The sequence below is a fragment of the Sphingomonas sp. genome (assembly GCF_026460985.1).
Classification (GTDB): domain Bacteria; phylum Pseudomonadota; class Alphaproteobacteria; order Sphingomonadales; family Sphingomonadaceae; genus Sphingomonas.
In genome coordinates, this window is sequence record NZ_JAPKNM010000099.1 from 1 (window position 1) to 18,698 (window position 18,698).

Below are 18,698 nucleotides of genomic sequence, written 5' to 3' on the forward strand. Positions count from 1 at the left end.
CGCAGGAGGAAACCGGGGAGGACGCGATCGTCGTCACCGGCCGGCGCGCCGCTTTGCAGTCGGCGGACGATCGGAAGCGCAATGCCGAGACGATCATCGACTCGGTCGTCGCCGACGACGCCGGCAAGCTTCCCGACAATTCGATCACCGAAGTGCTGCAGCGCGTGTCGGGCGTCACCATCGTCCGCTTCGCGGCGCTCAACGATCCCGATCACTATTCGGTGGAAGGCACGGGCATCCAGGTTCGCGGTCTCACCGGCGTGGCGTCGCGCCTCAACGGCCGCGAGATCTTCAGTGCCAATAACGGTCGCGCGCTCCAGTTCGCCGACGTCACGCCCGAGCTGATGGCGGCGGTCGACGTGTACAAGGCCTCGACGGCCGATCTGATCGAAGGCGGCACCGGCGGCCAGATCGACCTGCGCACCAAGGTGCCGTTCGATTATTCGGGCGGCTTCCACATCGCCGCGACCGGCGATCTCAGCATGGGCGACCTTGCGCGGAAGGCGGATTTCTCAGGCTCGGTCCTCGTGACCAATCGCTGGTCGACCCCGATCGGCGACATCGGCATCCTGGCCGACTACGCCTATAGCCGGCTCAGCTCGACCTCGCACTTCTTCCGCGTCGAGCCCTATTTCAAGACCCGCATCAGCGGCACCGACTATTACGTCCCCGGCGGCTACACCTTCGGCGAGGAGCAGTTCCAGCGGACGCGCACCGGCATATACGGCGCCGTCCAGTGGGAGCCCACGCCCGACCTCACCCTGACCGGCACCTTCTTCCAGTCGCGGTACAAGAACCGGTCGGGCGACTGGGGTTCGTTCGTCGCGTCGCAGAACCTTTCGGTGAACCCGGCGAACAGCCAGTTCGACGAGAACAACATCCTGATCTCGTCGCCGTCCTTCTTCAATCGCGACCCCGTCACCTTCCTGCCGGGCGGGCCGATCAACACCGGCGGCAACAAGGGCGCCTATGCCAGCAACACGCGCACGCGCGATTACTCGCTGAGCTTCAACTGGTCGCCATCGGACAGCCCGCTGTCGGTCAAGGGCGCGATCCAGCGCGTCGAATCGTCGCAGATCTATACGCGTCTCGACGTGTTCCGCGACGTGGCGTTCCCGTCGGGCTTCGGCATGGACCTGAGCGGCGACCTGCCCGTGGTCAGCGTGCCCGCGGGTACGCAGGCGGCCTTCCTCGATCCGGCGAACTATTTCTGGACGGCGACGATGCCGCACGACGAGGACAATAAGGGCCGCCTCGATTCGGCGAACGTCGATCTCGAATACAAGTTCGACGACAGCTTCTTCCGCTCGATCAAGGCCGGCGCGCGCTATGCCGAGCGGACCGAGCGCGATCTCGCCAACGGCTATAACTGGTCGGCTTTGGGCCGCGGCTGGAACGGCGATCCGCAGATGACCTATGCCAACGCCGCTCCCGGCGACGTCGAGCTGCACGTCTTCAAGAATTTCTTCCATGGCCAGGCGGCGCTTCCGGCGAACCTGATGTTCGCCACCGACGATCTGGTCCGCCAGTTCGACCGGAACCTGCTCCACTCGGCGCCGCCCGCGGGCTTCTGCACCGGCCGCGAGTTCAACTGCTCGGCCTCGGGTCCGCTGCAGAACTCGACCTATGGCGGTGCCGGCATTCGCCCGGTCGGCTTCGTCCTGCCCGGCGACCGGACCGACAACAAGACCAGGAACCTGGCCGGCTATGTGCTCGCGCGCTTCGGCTCGACCGAGCCCGGCGGGATCTCGGGCAATGTCGGCGTCCGCGTGGTGAATATCCGCAACGAGGGCAGCGGCTATATCCAGCAGAACGCCGCGACCTTCATCCGCAATGGCCAGACGCAGTCGCTGGGCGCGCAGACGATCCCGCGCGGCGGCAAGACCAACTTCACCTACGCCCTGCCGTCGATCAATCTGGAATACGCGCCGAGCGCGGATACCAAGCTCCGCGCGAGCTACAACATCACGCTCGACCTGCCGACCTTCCAGGCGCTGCGCGCCTCGGGCTCGATCGGCGTGGCGACGACCGCCAATCCGGCGGGCGGCAACGCGCCGGGCCTCTTCACCAACTTCACCGCGGAAACGGGCAACCCGCTGCTCAAGCCGACGCTGTCGAACAATTTCGATCTGTCGTTCGAATGGTATCCGGGGGCAGGCACCACCTTCCACCTGGCGCCCTTCTACAAGCGGCTCACCAACCTGCCGATCTTCTCGCTGACGACGCGCGACGTGACGGTGGTCTTCACGAACGGCACCAGCGAGAACGTCACTGCCACCGCGACGGACTATATGAACTCGACCGAGGCGGCGACGGTGAAGGGCTTCGAGGTCGGCGGTCGCATCTTCTTCGACATGCTGCCCGGCGTGCTCAGCGGCCTGGGGTTCGAGGGCAACTACACCTTCATCGACAGCGATAACCCGGGCGATCTGTATCGCGACATCAACGGCGTGATAAAGAACGACGCGCCGCTCGTGGGCCTCTCGAAGCACAATTTCAATGCGACCCTGCTGTACGAGCGCAAGGCGGTGTCGGCACGGGTCGCCTATTCGTGGCGCTCGCGCTACCTGCAGTCGACCAACAGCAACGGCACCAATCCGACCTATAGCTTCTACACCGCCGCCAACGTGAACAACGGAGGCATCCAGATCGCATTGCCGGTCTATGGCGGGGCCTATGGCCAGCTGGAAGCGGGCGTGCGTTTCAAGGTCACCGAGAACTTCTCCTGGGGGATCCAGGGGACCAACCTGCTCAACTCGATGCAGCGCACGATGATGGGCGGCTATCCGGGCGGCAGGCTTCTCGGCCGCAGCTGGTTCCAGACCGACAGGCGTATCAGCACCGGCATCAATCTGGCATTCTGACACCCTCCTGGTGGCGGGCAGCATCAAGCCCGCCACCGCCCTTTTTTGCTCGGAGTGCGTCGATGGTTTCCGATGGCCGGCGAATCCTGATCGTGGGAGGCGGAACCGCGGGATGGCTCACTGCCGGATATCTCGCGCGGATGCTCGGCGCCGATCGTCCCGGTGGGGTAACGATCACCCTGGTGGAATCGCACGATATTGGCATTCTCGGCGTCGGCGAGGGCACTTTCCCGACGATCCGCAAGACGCTTTCGCGGATCGGGATCGACGAGGCCGAATTGGTCCGCCGTTGCGGCGCCACCTTCAAGCAGGGTGCCAAGTTCGTCCATTGGCGGCATGCGCCCGGCGCGCCGGGGCACGATCACTATCTGCACGCTTTTCATGAGACCGACGACCGCGACGGTCCAGAGCTCCTTCCTTACTGGCTGCTCGGCCTGGCCGGCGACGCCAATTGGGACGAAGTCAACACGCCGCAGAAGCGCGCGGCCGACGCGCACCGCGCGCCCAAATTGCCGAGCCACCCCAACTTTGTCGGGCCGCTCAACTATGCCTTCCACTTCGATGCGGTGACGCTCGCTGCGCTGCTGCGCGAGCAGGGCATCGCCAATGGCGTGACGCATCTGGTCGACACCGTGCAGGAAGTGCTGCTCGGCGAGGACGGAGCGATCGCCGGAGTGCGCGGCGCCGAGAGCGGTGTCCTGACGGCGGACCTCTATATCGACTGCACGGGCTTCCGCGCCGAGCTTATCGGCAAGGCGCTCGGCCAGCCCTGGAAATCCTGCCGCGACGTCCTGTTCTGCGACAGTGCGATCGCGATCCAAGTCCCTTATGAACGGCCGGATGATCCGATCGCTTCCTACACCATCTCGACCGCCCAGCAGGCGGGATGGATCTGGGACATCGGGCTCGAGGCCCGGCGCGGCATCGGCCATGTCTATTCGTCCGCGCATAGCGATGCGGAAGAGGCCGAACGGGTCCTGCGCGCCTATGTCGGTCCCGCCGGCGCGGCGCTGGAGACCCGCAGCTTCCGCTTCGACGCCGGATATCGCGAAGTGAACTGGCACAAGAACTGCGTCGCGGTCGGCCTTTCGAGCGGATTCTTCGAACCGCTCGAGGCGACCGGGATCGTCTTCTCCGAAGTCGCCGCGGGCCTGATCGCCAATCTCTTCCCCTGGGCCGGCGACTTCGAGACCTCGGCGCGCCAGTTCAATGCGAACCTGCGCCGCCGCTACGAGCGCACGCTCGATTTCATCAAGCTGCATTATTGCCTCAGCGAACGGCGCGACAGCCGGTTCTGGATCGACAATGTCGATCCGGCCTCGGTCCCCGACAGTCTCAAGGAACTGCTCGACCGCTGGCGGTTCCGCCCGCCCAACGAGATGGACATCGACCGGAACGTGGACATCTTCACCGAATCCAGCTGGCAATATGTGCTGTATGGAATGGGCTGGAAGACCGACCTGTCGGCCAAGGCAGGCGTTTTCCGGTTCGGCGCGGAGGCCAGGGCCGCGTTCGCAACCATCGAACGCCAGGCGCAATATGCGGTCCAGCAGCTGCCGTCGAACCGCGAGCTGGTCCGCTTCGCGCAGCGGTCCGGCTTCGGCCCGGGCGCGAACGCCGCATGACGCCCCCGCTTGGCGAGAAGCCGATCACCAGGCTGGTGATCGTGGGCGGCGGCTCGGCCGGCTGGATGACGGCGGCCGCGGTGTCGCGCTTGGTCGATGCGGGCGTCGCGGTGACCCTGGTCGAATCGGATGAGATCGGCACCGTCGGGGTGGGCGAGGCGACGATCCCGCCCTTGCTCGATTTCAACGCGGCGCTCGGCATCGACGAGAACGAATTCGTCGCCGCGACCCAGGGGACGTTCAAGCTCGGCATCGAATTCGTCGACTGGGGACGGCTGGGGGACAGATACATCCACCCCTTCGGCAAATATGGCCGCCCGATGCTGGGCCTCAACTTCCACCAGATCTGGCTGCGCCAGCATCTGCTGGGCAGCGGGGAAGCCGATCCGGGTCCCTTGGGCGACTATGCCATCGCCATCGCGGCGGCCCGACGGGGGCGCTTCACCAAGCCCGTGAGCAACCCCGAGGCGGTGTTGTCGGGCCTCGGCTATGCCTATCACTTCGATGCCGGCCTCTATGCCCGGTTCCTGCGCAAGCATGCGGAAACGCGCGGCGTGGTGCGGGTCGAGGGCAAGATCGGATCCGTCGAGCAGGCGCCGCTCGACGGGCATATCAGCGCGGTCGTCCTGGAGGATGGCCGGCGGATCGAAGGCGATTTCTTCGTCGATTGCAGCGGCTTTCGCGCCTTGCTGCTGGGGCAGGCGCTCGGTGTCCGTTATCGCAGCTGGCAGCATTGGCTGCCCTGCGACAGCGCCATCGCGGTGCCCAGCGCGACCGTCGCCCCGCCGACGCCCTACACGCGGTCGAGCGCGGAGCAGGGCGGGTGGCGCTGGCGGATTCCGCTGCAGCATCGCGTCGGCAACGGCCATGTCTTCTCGAGCGTGCACACCGACGACGAGACCGCGCTGCGACGGCTGCTCGACGGGCTCGATGCCCCCACGATCGGCGATCCGCGGCTCCTTCGCTTCACCGCAGGGCGGCGCGAGAAGCTCTGGGAGAAGAACTGCGTGGCGATCGGCCTCGCGGGCGGGTTCATCGAACCGCTCGAATCGACGAGCATCCACTTGATCCAGTCGGGCATCTTCCGCTTGATGGCGCTGTTTCCGGACCGCGGTTTCAGCCAGGTCGAGATCGACGAGTATAATCACTGGCTCGTCGAGGAATATGAGCACATCCGCGACTTCATCATCCTGCACTATCACGCGACCGAGCGCAGCGATTCCGACTTCTGGAACCATTGCCGCACGATGGATGTCCCCGACAGCCTCGCCGCGCGGATCGCGCTGTGGCGGGAGAAGGGGCGCATCTTCCGGGCGCACAATTCGCTGTTCACCGAAGAGAGCTGGATCGCCGTCCTGCTCGGCCAGAACATCGTCCCCCGCGCCGCCGATCCGCTGGTGGCGATGCTGCCCGTCGGCGAGACCACGCAGTTCATGAACCATATGCGCGAGATCGTCGCGCGCACGGCCGAGGCGATGCCGCGGCACGAGGATTACATCGCGCAGCATTGCGCCGCGCAGCCGACGACCTCGTCGTGACGAAACCCCATCTGAAAGAGGATATCCCGCCGATGCTCCCGACGCCGCGATCCAATGCGTTCGGCCGCCTGGTCCGAGCGCTGGCGATCACGCTGGCCACCTTCGCGATGGCGCCGGCCCATGCGCAGGCCCCCGAAGGCGGGCAGGTGCGGGCAATCGATGTCGACCTCTCGAAGGCCGGCAAGCCCCTCGATCGGTCGTTCAACTTCTCGGTCGGCGCCGATTATCCCGGGACGCTGATCCGGCCGGAAAGTCTCGCACAGCTCAAGACCGCGACCGACGAGCTCGGCTTCCGCTACATCCGCTTCCACGCGATCTTCCACGACGTGCTGGGCACGGTCCGCGTCGAGAATGGCGAGACCCGCTACGACTGGAGCAAGATCGACCAATTGTACGACGCCTTCCTCGCCATGGGGCTGAAGCCCTTTGTCGAGCTCGGCTTCACGCCCGAGGCGATGGCATCCTCGCCACAGACGATCTTCTTCTGGAAGGGCAATACCTCGCATCCCAAGCCCGAGGCGTGGCGCGCGCTCGTCGACGCCTTCGTCCGGCACCTGATCGCGCGCTACGGGCAGGACGAGGTGCGCAGCTGGTATTTCGAGGTCTGGAACGAGCCCAATCTCGCCGGCTTCTGGGAGCGCGGCGACCAGAAGGCCTATTTCGACCTCTATGAGAATTCGGCCCGCGCGATCAAGGCGATCGACCCCAAGCTGCGCGTGGGCGGGCCTTCCACTGCCGGCGCGGCCTGGGTTCCCGAACTGCTCGACTTTGCGGCGGCTCGCGGCCTGCCCGTGGATTTCGTCACCACGCACACTTATGGCGTCGAGGGCGGCTTCCTCGACGAATATGGCCAGGACGACAACAAGCTCTCGACCAATCCCGACGCGGTGACCGGCGACGTGCGGCGGGTTCGCGAGCAGATCGAGCGCACGAAGTTCGCGGGCGTCCCGCTCTACTTCACCGAGTGGAGCACGAGCTACAACCCGCGCGATCCGATCCACGATTCCTACATCAGCGCTGCCTATATCCTGGGCAAGCTGAAGGCGACGCGGGCCTTCGCGCAGGGCATGAGCTACTGGACCTATAGCGACCTGTTCGAGGAGGCCGGACCGCCGCCGACGCCCTTCCATGGCGGATTCGGCCTGATCAACCGCGAAGGCATCCGCAAGTCGGCCTATTTCACGTACAAATATCTCAACATGCTGCGCGGCAACGAAGTCCCTTCGGCCGACGACCAGGCACTGGCCGCCACCGCCGACGGACGCACCGGTGTGCTCCTGTGGCAGTGGCAGCAGCCGGAGCAGAAGCTCAGCAACCGTCCCTTCTTCACCAAGGTGCTTCCGGCCCAGCCGGCGGCGCCCGCCGAGATCCGTTTCTCGGGCCTTCGGCGCGGCAATTATCGCGTGACGGTGCGCCGCACCGGTTTCCGGGCGAACGACGCCTATACGCGCTATCTCGAGATGGGCTCGCCCAAGTCGCTGAGCGCGGCGCAGCTGGAGGAGCTCCAGCGGCTCACCCGCGACCTGCCCGAGAAGAGCGTGACCGCGCGCGTCGGCGCCGATGGCCGCTATACGCTCCGGATTCCGATGCGTAGCAACGACGTCGTCATTACCCTGCTCGAGCCCGTCGGGCGCACAGGAAGGAAATAGGATCGCGGCCGGGATCGCGCCGGCCGTCAACTGCCATGCGGGCGCTGCCGGCGCCTGGACGCTGGAGAGAATGCGCATGCAACCCACACGCCGCCAGACCCTCGGTCTAGCATTGGGAACCGCCGGGCTGGCGCTTCCCGCGCGCGCCGCCGTGCCTGGCCCCGGCGGAGATTGCAGCGCGCCCGGCCTGCCCTGGAAGACCGGCGTGGAGGGGCAGCGCAAGGCGGACCTTGGCGACGGGCGCTACGTCAATCCCGTGCTCGCGGGCGATCGGCCTGATCCGAACGTGCTCAAGGACGGCGACGACTATTACGCCACCTTCTCGTCCTTCCAATATTATCCCGGCATTCCGATCTGGCACTCGCGCGACCTGGTCAACTGGACGCCGCTCACCACGGCGCTCCGCACCAATATCGGGGTGGTCTGGGCGCTCGATATCGCCAAGCACGACGGCCGCTACTTCATCTACATCCCGGCGCTCGATCCCGAGGATTCGAGTCGTCCGCTCAAGACCTGGGTGATCCACGCGGACGACATGCGCGGCCCCTGGAGCGAGCCGATCGACATGAAGCTCGACGGCTTCATCGATCCCGGCCATGCCGTGGGCGAGGACGGCAAGCGCTACCTTTTCTTCAACGGCGGCCGCCGCGTGCGCATCAGCGACGACGGGCTCTCGGCGGCGGGCCCGGCGGAACAGGTCTATAACGGCTGGCCGATCCCCGAGGACTGGATCATCGAAGGCTTCGCGCTCGAAGGCCCGAAGCTGCTGCGGAAGGATGGCTGGTTCTACATGTTCTCGGGCCAGGGCGGCACCGCGGGTCCGCCGACCAGCCACATGGTGGTGGTTGCGCGCTCCCGCTCGATCCACGGCCCCTGGGAGAATTGCCCGAGCAACCCGATCGTCCGCACCGAAAGTGCGGCCGAGCCCTGGTGGTCGCGCGGCCATGCTACCCCGGTCCAGGGACCCGCGGGCGACTGGTGGCTCGTCTATCACGGCTATGAGAACGGCTTCCGCACGCTCGGCCGCCAGATGCTGCTCGAGCCGATGGAATGGACCGCCGATGGCTGGCCGAGGGCGCTCGGCGGCGATCTCTCGCGGCCGCTCGCCAAGCCCAAGGGCGCGCAGCCCGGACCGCACGGCGTCGCGCTTTCGGGCTTCGGGGCGGATATGTTCCGCACCAGGCTCGCCTTCTTCTCGCCGCGGCCCGGCTATTCCGATCGCGCGCAGCTCAAATCGGGCGCATTGCGCCTCGCGGGGCAGGGCAAGGGCCCGGCCGATGCGTCGCCCTTGCTGTTCGTCGCCGGCGACCGGTCCTACGAAGTGACGGTGGAGGTCGAGATCCAGGGCGACGCCCAGGCCGGGCTCCTGCTCTTCTACAACGAGAAACTGTTCTGCGGCCTCGGTCTCAGCGACGGCAAGCTCCACGCCTATCGGCTGGGGCAGGAGGAACGCTGGCCGCCCGGCGGCCCAGCGTCGGTGCGCCGCATGTACATGCGCGTCCGCAACGACGAGAATATCGCGACCTTCTTCTACAGCCATGACGGCGTGCGCTGGACCAAGGAGCGCTCGTTCGAGATCTCCGGCTACAACCACAACATGGCCGACGGCTTCCTGAGCCTCCGGCCCGCGATCTACGCCGCCGGCACGGGCTCGGCCATTTTCCGCTCACTCGTCTATCGCGCAACCGGGGCTGCCGGCTAGTGCGCATGCCTCGCGCCTCGCAACGCTCCGGATATCCGAAAGGGAAGGATAAGTTCATGAATTGGCGTCGCACTCTGTTGGCGGGCACGATGCTTGCTCTCGCAAGCCAAATCGCAAGCCCGGCCGCCGCGCAGTCGCTGGGCACGCTCGACCGCAACGGCAGCATCGTCGCGATCGAGCCCTATGCGCCGAACATCGTCCATGTGACGATCGCGCTCGATCCGAAGGAGATCGAGGCGGGCGCTGGCTACGGCATCAGCGCGAAGCCGAACACGAGCGGCTGGACCCACCGCGCCGACGCCGCGGGCGACACGTACAGCTCGAGCGCGCTCTCGATCACCGTCAACGCGCAGCCCTGGCCCAAGCAGCCCACGCAGATGCAGCGCTATTTCGCGCCGTCGCTCCCGCCCGTCTCGATCGCGATCCGCGGTGCCGACGGGCGCGAGATCACGCAAATGGAAGGCTGGGAGCTGGCGCCGCACAAAATCGATGACGAAGCCACCTTCCGCGTCGGCGCGAGCTTCGGCGACACGCCCGGCACGCATTATTACGGCCTTGGCCAGAACCAGGAGGGCGCGCTCGACCTGCGCGGCCGCACCCTGGACTGCCGCCACAATTACGATGCCCCGGCCGGCGAGACGGTCTGCGTGCCCTTCCTCGTGACCAACAAGGGCTATGGCATCCTGTGGGACAATCCCTCGGTGACGACGGTCTCGCCGGGCCTGCACAACCGCACGCAGTTCCAGTCGCGGGTCGGCGAACGCGTGTCGTTCTTCCTCATCACCGGCAATTCTGCGGACGATCTCTATGCCGGCTATGCGCGGCTGACCGGCGCCACCCCCTTGCCGCCCAAGGCTGCCTTCGGCCTTATCCAATCCAAGGCGCGTTATGAGAGCCAGGCCGAACTGCTCGGCATCGCCGAGGGCTATCGCAAGCGCGGCTATCCGCTCGACGTGATGGTGCTCGACTGGTTCCATTGGACGCGGATGGGCCAGCTCGACATCGATCGGGCCGCCTTCCCGGACCCGCAGGGCATGAACAAGCAGCTGCACGACGCGGGGATGCATTCGATCCTCTCGGTCTGGCCGCGCTTCGAGCGCGAGGGCCGCTATTACGACATGCTCGCCGCGAAGGGCTGGCTGCTCAAGGAGAAGGACGGCGATCCGGCGAACGGCCTGGCGGTGCGGTCCGACCGGGCGGGCGCGCTTCTCGACAGCACCAATCCGGAGGCCCGCACCTGGTTCTGGGGCAAGATCCGCGATAATCTGGCGAGCCAAGGCTTCGACTGGTTCTGGCTCGACGAGACCGAGCCCGATCTCGTCCCCTCGGGTTATTTCTATTCGATCGGCTCGGGCGATCGCTACTACAACCTCTACCCGCTGGTGCACACCGCGGGCGTCGCCGAGGGATCGGCGAAGGACCGGCCGGACTTCCGCAACCTGATCCTCGCCCGTGCGGCCTATACGGGCGCGCAGGCCTCGGGCGCGATCTTCTGGACCGCCGACGTGCAATCCACCTGGGAGGCGCTGCGGCGGCAGGTCCCCGCCACGCTCAACATGGCGGCGAGCGGCATCGCCTATACCAGCAGCGACACCGGCGGCTGGCAGTGGCCGAGCGGGCCCGAGGCGCAGCGTCCGGTGCTGGTGGACCCGGCGGGCGCGACCGCCATGGCTCCGTCGTACCGCGACTATCCCGAACTGTTCGTGCGCTGGTTCCAGCTCAATACCTTCACCCCGACCCTGCGGATCCACGGGCAGCGCCCCGCGACCGCGCTCTGGGAATATGGCCCCGCGGCCGAGCCGATCCTCGCCGACTTCCTGCGGCTGCGCTATCAGCTGATGCCGTATCTCTATGGGCTCGGCTATCAGACCCACCGCAGCGGCGCGCCGTTCATGCGCGCATTGTTCATGGATTTCCCGAAGGACGAGCAGGCCGCGACCGTCGTCGACCAGTATATGTTCGGCCCCGCCTTCCTGGTCGCGCCGATCCTCGATCAGGGCACGACCAGCCGCCGGGTCTATCTGCCGGCCGGAACCGACTGGTACGACTGGTGGACAAACCGGAAGCATGCGGGCGGCCAGTGGATCGACGCGGCCGCGCCGATCGAGCGCATGCCCCTGTTCGTGCGCGCGGGCGCGATCGTGCCGCTGGGCGCGGCCGTGCCGAATACGAGCGTGCGCCAGCCGCTTACCGAGATCCGCGTCTATCCCGGCGCGGACGGCACCTTCACGCTCTACGACGACGACGGCGTGACGAACGCCTACAAGTCCAACGGCGGCAAGAGCGCCACGCTGCGCTGGGACGACCGCGCCGGGCGGCTCGTAGCGGCCGGCCCGCTCCCCAGCGGGCAAAAGGCCGATGCGCTCGTCCGGGTCGTTCGCGAAGGGCAGGGCGGCGCGCAATAGCCGAGTCGAAGAGTTCTCCAATCCTCCCCCGCAAGGGGGAGGTGGCACGCGCAGCGTGACGGAGGGGGCGGAAGCACTGCGCTCAATTGGAGAGTGCGCTGCCTACCTCCCCCTCCGTCGCCTTCGGCGACACCTCCCCCTGGCGGGGGAGGATTTGGATGTGGGCTCAGTCGCGCTCGCCCGCGACTCGGTCCAGTCCTTCGTCGATGACCGCGAACATCAGGCGCCCGGCCGCTTCGCCGTCGCGTTGCTCGATGGCGTCGGCGATCAGCGAATGGCGCTGCACGATCGCGTCCATCGCCGCGCTCTGGATCGGCGTGCTCAGCGTGAAATAGGCGCCGAGCGCGGTCTCGATGACTCCCGCGAAGGACCGGAACAGCGGATTGCCCGAAGCGGTCGCGACGGCGACGTGGAACTGGAGATCGGCCTCGGCGAAGGCGCGCCGGTCGCTTCCCGCGCGCGCCATGCCTTCCAGCGCCTTGCGCATCTCCGCCAGATGGCCGTCGGTGCGCCGTTTCGCCGCGAGCGCCGCCGCCGCGGGCTCGACGGCGCGGCGCATCTGCGCGAGCTGCTCGAAGAACTCCCGATCGAAGCCGAGGCGCAGCCGCCAGGACAGGACGTCGGAGTCGAACCAGTTCCAATATTCGGGAGGCAGGACGCGCGTGCCGACGCGGCTCTTGGCGACGACCAGCCCCTTTGCGACGAGCGTCTTGGTCACTTCGCGCATCAGCACGCGCGATGCGCCGAAGCGGTCGAACAATTCGTCCTCGGTCGGGATGCGGCTGCCTGGTGAAAGCGCCCCCGACAGGATCTCCGAGCCCAGGACCGCCACGATCTCGTCATGGCCGGTAGCCCGGCCGGCGCGGGTCAGGATACGGCGCGCGTCCATCACGACGCCGCTGCACTGGCGGCAACAGCCCTGGGGACGAAGAATTGCATTCGGCGCCCTCCCCTCCAGTGCCCCAGTTGTCTGAGTAATAGTTATTTACTGATAAAAAGCAAGTGCAGACATAAAATCCCAAGCGTTTCTATGGGATTCGTTACTTCCACGCAACGTCGCGTCCCGGTTCCTGGGATTTGAGGGCGCGTTGAACCGCAGGCCGTGATAGGCGTTAGCCGCATGACGGGAGCCAGAACGACATGGATGAATATGACGGCGTCACGCGGCGCGGCGTGCTGGCAGGCGGAGGCGCCTCGATCGCGATCGCTTCGGTCCCTCCCGTGAGGGCGGAGACCCCGCCGGCGGAGCCCATGCCCGTCGCGATGAAGGTCGCGATGACGGTCAACGGCAAGCCGCGCGAGCTGGAAGTCGATCCCCGCACCACTTTGCTCGACGCGCTGCGCGAGCATCTGCGGCTCACCGGCACCAAGAAGGGCTGCGATCACGGCCAGTGCGGCGCCTGCACCGTCATCGTCGACGGCCGCCGGATCAATTCCTGCCTCAGCCTCGCGGTGATGCACGAAGGCGACGAAGTCACCACGATCGAGGGGCTCGGCACGCCGGAGAAGCTGCACCCGATGCAGGCCGCCTTCGTCAGGCATGATGGCTATCAATGCGGCTATTGCACGCCGGGCCAGATCTGCTCCGCGGTCGCGGTGCTCGACGAGATCCGCAAGGGCGTCCCCAGCCACGCGACGCGCGATCTCAATGCCCGCCCGCGCGCGACCAACGACGAGATGCGCGAGCGGATGAGCGGCAATATCTGCCGGTGCGGCGCCTATTCGAACATCCTCGACGCGATGACCGAAGTGGCGGGGAGGCGCGCATGAGGCCGTTCAGCTACGAGCGCGTCTCGACGCCCGTCGAGGCGGCGAGCGCGGCGGCGCGCACCCAGGGCGCGAAGTTCATCGCGGGCGGCACCAATTTGCTCGACCTGATGAAGCTCGAGATCGAGGCGCCGACGCACCTGATCGACGTCAACGGCATCGGGCTGGACCGGATCGAGCCGACCGCACAGGGCGGGCTGCGCATCGGCGCGCTGGTGCGCAACACCGATCTCGCCGCGGACAAGCGGGTCCGCAAGGATTATGCCTTGCTCTCGCGCGCTTTGCTGGCGGGCGCATCGGGCCAGCTGCGCAACAAGGCGACCACTGCGGGGAACCTGCTCCAGCGCACGCGCTGTCCCTATTTCTACGACACCAACCAGCCGTGCAACAAGCGCAAGCCCGGCAGCGGTTGCGGAGCGATCGGCGGGTATAGCCGCCAGCTCGGCGTGATCGGGACGAGCGAGGCCTGCATCGCGACCAATCCGGGCGACATGGCGGTCGCGCTGCGCGCGCTCGACGCGACGGTCGAGACGGTGCGGCCCGACGGCGCGGCGCGCGCGATCCCGATCGCCGACTTCCACCGGCTTCCCGGCGATACGCCGCATGTCGAGACCGTGCTCGAGGCCGGCGAATTGATCACCGCGGTGACGCTGCCGGCGCCGCTGGGCGGCACGCATGTCTATCACAAGGTCCGCGATCGGGCCTCCTATGCCTTCGCGCTGGTTTCGGTGGGCGCGATCGTCCAGCGCGACGGCAGCGGCCGGGTCGCGGTGGGCGGCATCGCGCACAAGCCCTGGAGGGTGGAGGCGGCCGAGGCGGCGATGCCGCGCGGGAGCAAGGCGGTGGCCGAAGGGTTGCTCGCCGGCGCCAAACCGACGCGCGACAATGCATTCAAGCTGACATTGGTCGAGCGCACGCTCGGCGCGGTGCTGGCGCAGGCGAGGGGCTGATCGCGATGAGGTTCGACACCCCAGCGGGAACCAACCCGATCGACCAGCTCAAGGTGGTCGGCAGGCCGACCGATCGGATCGACGGTCCGCTGAAGACCACGGGCACCGCGACCTATGCCTATGAGCATCCCGCGCCGAACGCGGCCTATGGCCATGTCGTCGGCGCCGCGATCGCCAAGGGCCGCATCGCGTCGATCGATCTGCGCGCCGCAAAGGGTGCGCCAGGCGTGCTGGCGATCGTCACCGCCGACAATGCCGGCAAGCTGACCAAGGGCGACTTCAACACCGCCAATCTGCTCGGCGGACCCGAGATCCAGCATTATCACCAGGCGGTGGCGCTGGTCGTCGCCGAGACCTTCGAGCAGGCGCGTGCCGCCGCGGCGCTGGTGCGGGTCGACTATGCCCGTGCCAAGGGCGCGTTCGACCTGAAGGCGGCGATGGACGACGCCAAGCCCTCGCGCGAACAGGCGGACATCAAGGTCGGCGATTTCGCCGCGGCCTTCGCATCGGCGCCGGTCACGATCGACGCGACCTACCACACGCCCGACCAGGCGCATGCGATGATGGAGCCGCACGCGACGATCGCCGCGTGGGAGGGCGACCAGCTGACGCTCTGGACCTCGAACCAGATGATCAACTGGGGCCGGGGCGACGTCGCCAAGACGCTCGGCATCCCGCGCGAGAAGGTCCGGCTGGTCTCGCCCTATATCGGCGGCGGGTTCGGGGGGAAGCTGTTCGTCCGTACCGACGCGATCCTCGCCGCATTGGGCGCGAAGGCGGCGGGCCGCCCGGTCAAGGTCGCGCTGCCGCGGCCGCTGATGTTCAACAACACGCCGCACCGTCCCGCGACGATCCAGCGCATCCGCATCGGCGCGACGCGCGAGGGCAGGATCACTGCGATCGCGCACGAGAATTGGTCGGGCGACCTTCCGGGCGGCGGGATCGAGAATGCGGTGCAGCAGACGCGCTTGCTCTATGCCGGCCCCAACCGGCTGATCACCGCGCGGCTGGCGGTGCTCGACCTGCCCGAGGGCAATGCGATGCGCGCGCCGGGCGAGGCGCCGGGGCTGATGGCGCTCGAGATCGCGATCGACGAGATGGCGGAGAAACTGGGCATGGACCCGGTGCAGTTCCGCATCGTCAACGATACCCAGGTCGATCCCGAGAAGCCCGAGCGCCGCTTCTCGCAGCGCCAGTTGGTCGAGTGCCTGAGGCTCGGCGCCGAGCGCTTCGGCTGGAGCCGGCGCAGCGCTACCCCGGGCGCGGTGCGCGACGGGGTCTGGCTGGTCGGCATGGGCGTCGCGGCGGGCTTCCGCAACAACCTGGTGACCAAGTCGGGCGCGCGCGTCCGGCTGAGCCCGGCAGGCCGGATCACGGTCGAGACCGACATGACCGACATCGGCACCGGCACCTATACGATCATCGCCCAGACCGCCGCCGAGATGATGGGCGTGCCGCTCGATCGGGTCGAGGTGAAGCTCGGCGATTCGAGCTTTCCGGTCTCCGCCGGTTCGGGCGGGCAATGGGGCGCCAACAGCTCGACCGCGGGCGTCTATGCCGCCTGCGTCAAACTGCGCGAGGCGGTCGCCCAGAAACTCGGCTTCAACTCGGCCGATGCTGTGTTCGCGGGCGGCAAGGTGCGCTCGGGCAAGCGTAGCGCGCCGCTCGCCAGGGCGGCGGCCGAGGGCGAGATCGTCGTCGAGGACATGATCGAATTCGGCGATCTCGCGAGGCGATACCAGCAATCGACCTTCGCCGGCCATTTCGTCGAGGCGGCGGTGCACGGCTATACCGGCGAGATCCGCATCCGCCGCATGCTCGCGGTCTGCGCCGCCGGCCGCATCCTCAATCCCAAATCGGCGCGCAGCCAGGTGATCGGCGCGATGACGATGGCGGCGGGCGCCGCGCTGATGGAGGAACTCGCGGTCGACAAGCGCTTCGGCTTCTTCGTCAACCACGATCTCGCCGGCTACGAAGTCCCCGTCCACGCGGACATCCCGCACCAGGAAGTGGTCTTCCTCGACGAGGTCGATCCCATGTCGTCCCCGATGAAGGCCAAGGGCGTCGGCGAGCTGGGCATTTGCGGTGTGGCCGCAGCGGTCGCGAACGCCGCCTACAACGCGACCGGCGTGCGCGTGCGCGACTATCCGATCACGCTGGACAAGCTGCTGGATCGATTGCCCGCGCCGGTGTCGGTTTAGGGGTATCGATATTCATCCTTCTCAATCCTCCCCCGCCAGGGGGAGGTGGCGCCGAAGGCGTCGGAGGGGGCGGAAGCACGCCGATAATGAGTTGCCGTCCTCCCCCTCCGTCAGCCTGCGGCTGACACCTCCCCCTGGCGGGGGAGGATAGAAAGAGCTGAATGTCGCGTAGGACGGAATAGCAAGCCGCGGAATCTGCACCCACGCCTACTCATCCCGGACCGTCGCAGGCGCGCGGCTGCCGAACATCAATTGTCATATTTACCGCCTAACCGGGGCCTCGATCCGCTTCGAGCCCTCTCCGGAGGCCCACTCGCGGCGTCACCTCTAAAGCGGGTTTGCACCCTCCAGGGATAGTTGATGCGCGCGATCGATCGGGGACGGACGCAATGGTTCCTCCGCAACATCCTGCCGCATGAGCCTGCGCTGCGGAGCTGGCTCGCGCGTCGCCAGCCTTTGGGGCTCGAGGTCGACGACATCATCCAGCAGGCCTATGCGATCCTCGCCGATCTAGAGACGGTGGAGGGCATCCGCTTCCCGCGCGCCTATCTCTTCCAGGTCGCGCGCTCGGTGATCACCCATCATGTGCGCCGCGCGCGGGTCGTCTCGATCCACACGATGGACGACCTCACCGAGCTCGAGCATGCCGACGACTGCCCCTCGCCCGAGCGCATCGCGATCGATCGCGATCAGCTGCGGCGGCTCGCCCAGGCGATCGGGGCCATGCCCGCGAAGACCCAGGAGGCCTTCGTCCTCCGCCGCGTCGAGGGCCTCTCGCAGCGCGAGATATCCACGCGCATGGCCATTTCGGAGAACACCGTCGAAAAGCATATCTCGAAAGGGCTCCGTTTTCTCGTCGATTGGTTTGGTCATGGCGGAAAAGCTCTGGCAGAAGCCTCTAGGGAAAGAGAATTGGAGATTGCCTCTTTAGATGACCGAGCGAGAAACCAGTCGGTACATTGACGAGACAGCTGCCGACTGGATTGCGCGGCTCGATCGCGGGCCGCTGTCGGAAGAGGAAGCACAAGCGTTCGAAGCGTGGCTGAGCGGGGATTCGCGCAGGCGCGGCGCGTTGCTGCGCGCCGATGCGCTGTCGATGCTGAGCGAATCCGCCCAGGCGCTCGGCCCGCAATTCGATCCCGCGCAATTCGCCGCTCCCGAGCCGAAGCCGGTGCCCAAGGTCTCCAGGCGCAGAATGCTCGCCTGGGCCGGGGCGGGCGGGGCAGTCGTCGCGTCGATCGCGGTGCTGGGCATCACCGCGCCGGCTGCCGGCGCGATCACGACGGGCCTCGGCGAGGTGCGCCTGGTCACGCTCGACGACGGCTCGACCGTCATGCTCAACACCGAGACCAGCGTGCGAGTACGCTACAGCGACAGTGCGCGTCGCGTCGAATTGCTCTCCGGCGAAGCCTATTTCACCGTGGTCGGCGATCCCCGCCGGCCCTTCTTCGTCGACGGCACCGGAACGCCGCTGCGCGCCACGCGCGCGGCATTCCGCGTCCGCAAGCTGAAAGGGAAGCCCGTCGACATCCTGGTCGACCAGGGCGATGTCGCGCTGGAAGAGGCGCGTGCGTCCGGCGCACTCGTCCTGCCGGCCCAGACCCGGCTCGTCCTTTCACCTTCCGCTATCGGCGGCACGGGAGCCGTCCCGGTCCCGCAGCCGATCTCGCCCGATCTCGTCTCGCGCGAGCTGGCATGGCGCGAGGGCAAGATCGCCTTCGAGGGCGAACCGCTCGACCAGGCGGCCGCCGAGTTCGCGCGCTACAGCAGGATCCGGATCGAGATCCGCGATCCCGCGCTCGCCCGGGAGCCCGTCGCGGGGCTGTTCTCCGCCAGCGATCCGGTGGGCTTCAGCCGGGCGGTGGCGGGGCTGTTCGGCGCCCAAGTCGAGCAGAGCGGCGATGCCGTGATCCTCAGCCGCGGAGCGGCGGCGCGATAAAATTCTTCGCGGCGGATGGCGGAAGCGGCCGCCCGAAGCCTCTCAACCTCCAAACGCG

Annotated in this window: 12 protein-coding genes; 11 read left to right on the forward strand and 1 reads right to left on the reverse strand. The window is 67.2% G+C overall.

The annotated features are described in order from the left end of the window. The 6 genes from MT490_RS16275 to MT490_RS16300 form a co-directional block, all read left to right on the forward strand. Positions 1-2,864: TonB-dependent receptor (locus MT490_RS16275; RefSeq protein ID WP_297390069.1), on the forward strand; the 2,864-nt coding region annotated here is incomplete at its 5' end. A 62-nt stretch (positions 2,865-2,926) separates the two neighbouring features. Then, complete coding sequence (locus MT490_RS16280; RefSeq protein ID WP_297390071.1) at positions 2,927-4,489, forward strand: tryptophan halogenase family protein; 1,563 nt, start codon at positions 2,927-2,929, stop codon at positions 4,487-4,489. Continuing rightward, entirely contained in the window at positions 4,486-6,027 is a 1,542-nt protein-coding gene (locus MT490_RS16285; protein WP_297390074.1) for a tryptophan halogenase family protein, read from the forward strand. The genes MT490_RS16280 and MT490_RS16285 overlap by 4 nt, the downstream gene beginning before the upstream one ends. Next, the gene (locus MT490_RS16290) at positions 6,024-7,676 is read left to right on the forward strand and encodes a beta-xylosidase (protein WP_363321759.1); all 1,653 of its coding nucleotides are present in this window, start codon (positions 6,024-6,026) and stop codon (positions 7,674-7,676) included. Before MT490_RS16285 ends, MT490_RS16290 begins: the two co-directional genes overlap by 4 nt. A 76-nt stretch (positions 7,677-7,752) precedes the next feature. Then, positions 7,753-9,378: a family 43 glycosylhydrolase gene (locus MT490_RS16295; protein WP_297390077.1), complete on the forward strand. Its 1,626-nt coding sequence runs from the start codon at positions 7,753-7,755 to the stop codon at positions 9,376-9,378. Positions 9,379-9,467: 89 nt separating this feature from the next. After that, a complete protein-coding gene (locus tag MT490_RS16300) occupies positions 9,468-11,783 on the forward strand; it encodes a TIM-barrel domain-containing protein (RefSeq protein WP_297390080.1) in 2,316 nt (771 codons plus the stop codon). Positions 11,784-11,949: 166 nt separating this feature from the next. Here MT490_RS16300 and MT490_RS16305 read toward each other — a convergent pair whose 3' ends face one another. After that, positions 11,950-12,672, reverse strand: a complete 723-nt coding sequence (locus MT490_RS16305; RefSeq protein ID WP_297390082.1) for a FadR/GntR family transcriptional regulator — start codon at positions 12,670-12,672, stop codon at positions 11,950-11,952. 251 nt (positions 12,673-12,923) lie between these two features. Here MT490_RS16305 and paoA point away from each other — a divergent pair, with 251 nt between their 5' ends. The 5 genes from paoA (at position 12,924) to MT490_RS16330 (ending at position 18,640) form a co-directional block, all read left to right on the forward strand. Next, on the forward strand, positions 12,924-13,553 hold the full coding sequence (paoA, locus tag MT490_RS16310) for an aldehyde dehydrogenase iron-sulfur subunit PaoA (protein ID WP_297390085.1): 630 nt from the start codon (positions 12,924-12,926) through the stop codon (positions 13,551-13,553). Then, on the forward strand, positions 13,550-14,500 hold the full coding sequence (locus MT490_RS16315; protein WP_297390088.1) for a xanthine dehydrogenase family protein subunit M: 951 nt from the start codon (positions 13,550-13,552) through the stop codon (positions 14,498-14,500). The genes paoA and MT490_RS16315 overlap by 4 nt, the downstream gene beginning before the upstream one ends. A gap of 5 nt (positions 14,501-14,505) precedes the next feature. After that, entirely contained in the window at positions 14,506-16,701 is a 2,196-nt protein-coding gene (paoC, locus tag MT490_RS16320; RefSeq protein WP_297390091.1) for an aldehyde oxidoreductase molybdenum-binding subunit PaoC, read from the forward strand. Between the two features lie 360 nt (positions 16,702-17,061). Next, positions 17,062-17,664, forward strand: coding sequence for an RNA polymerase sigma factor (locus tag MT490_RS16325; RefSeq protein WP_297390092.1), 603 nt, complete (start codon positions 17,062-17,064; stop codon positions 17,662-17,664). After that, on the forward strand, positions 17,633-18,640 hold the full coding sequence (locus MT490_RS16330) for a FecR domain-containing protein (protein ID WP_297390095.1): 1,008 nt from the start codon (positions 17,633-17,635) through the stop codon (positions 18,638-18,640). The genes MT490_RS16325 and MT490_RS16330 overlap by 32 nt, the downstream gene beginning before the upstream one ends. Positions 18,641-18,698 lie beyond the last annotated feature (58 nt).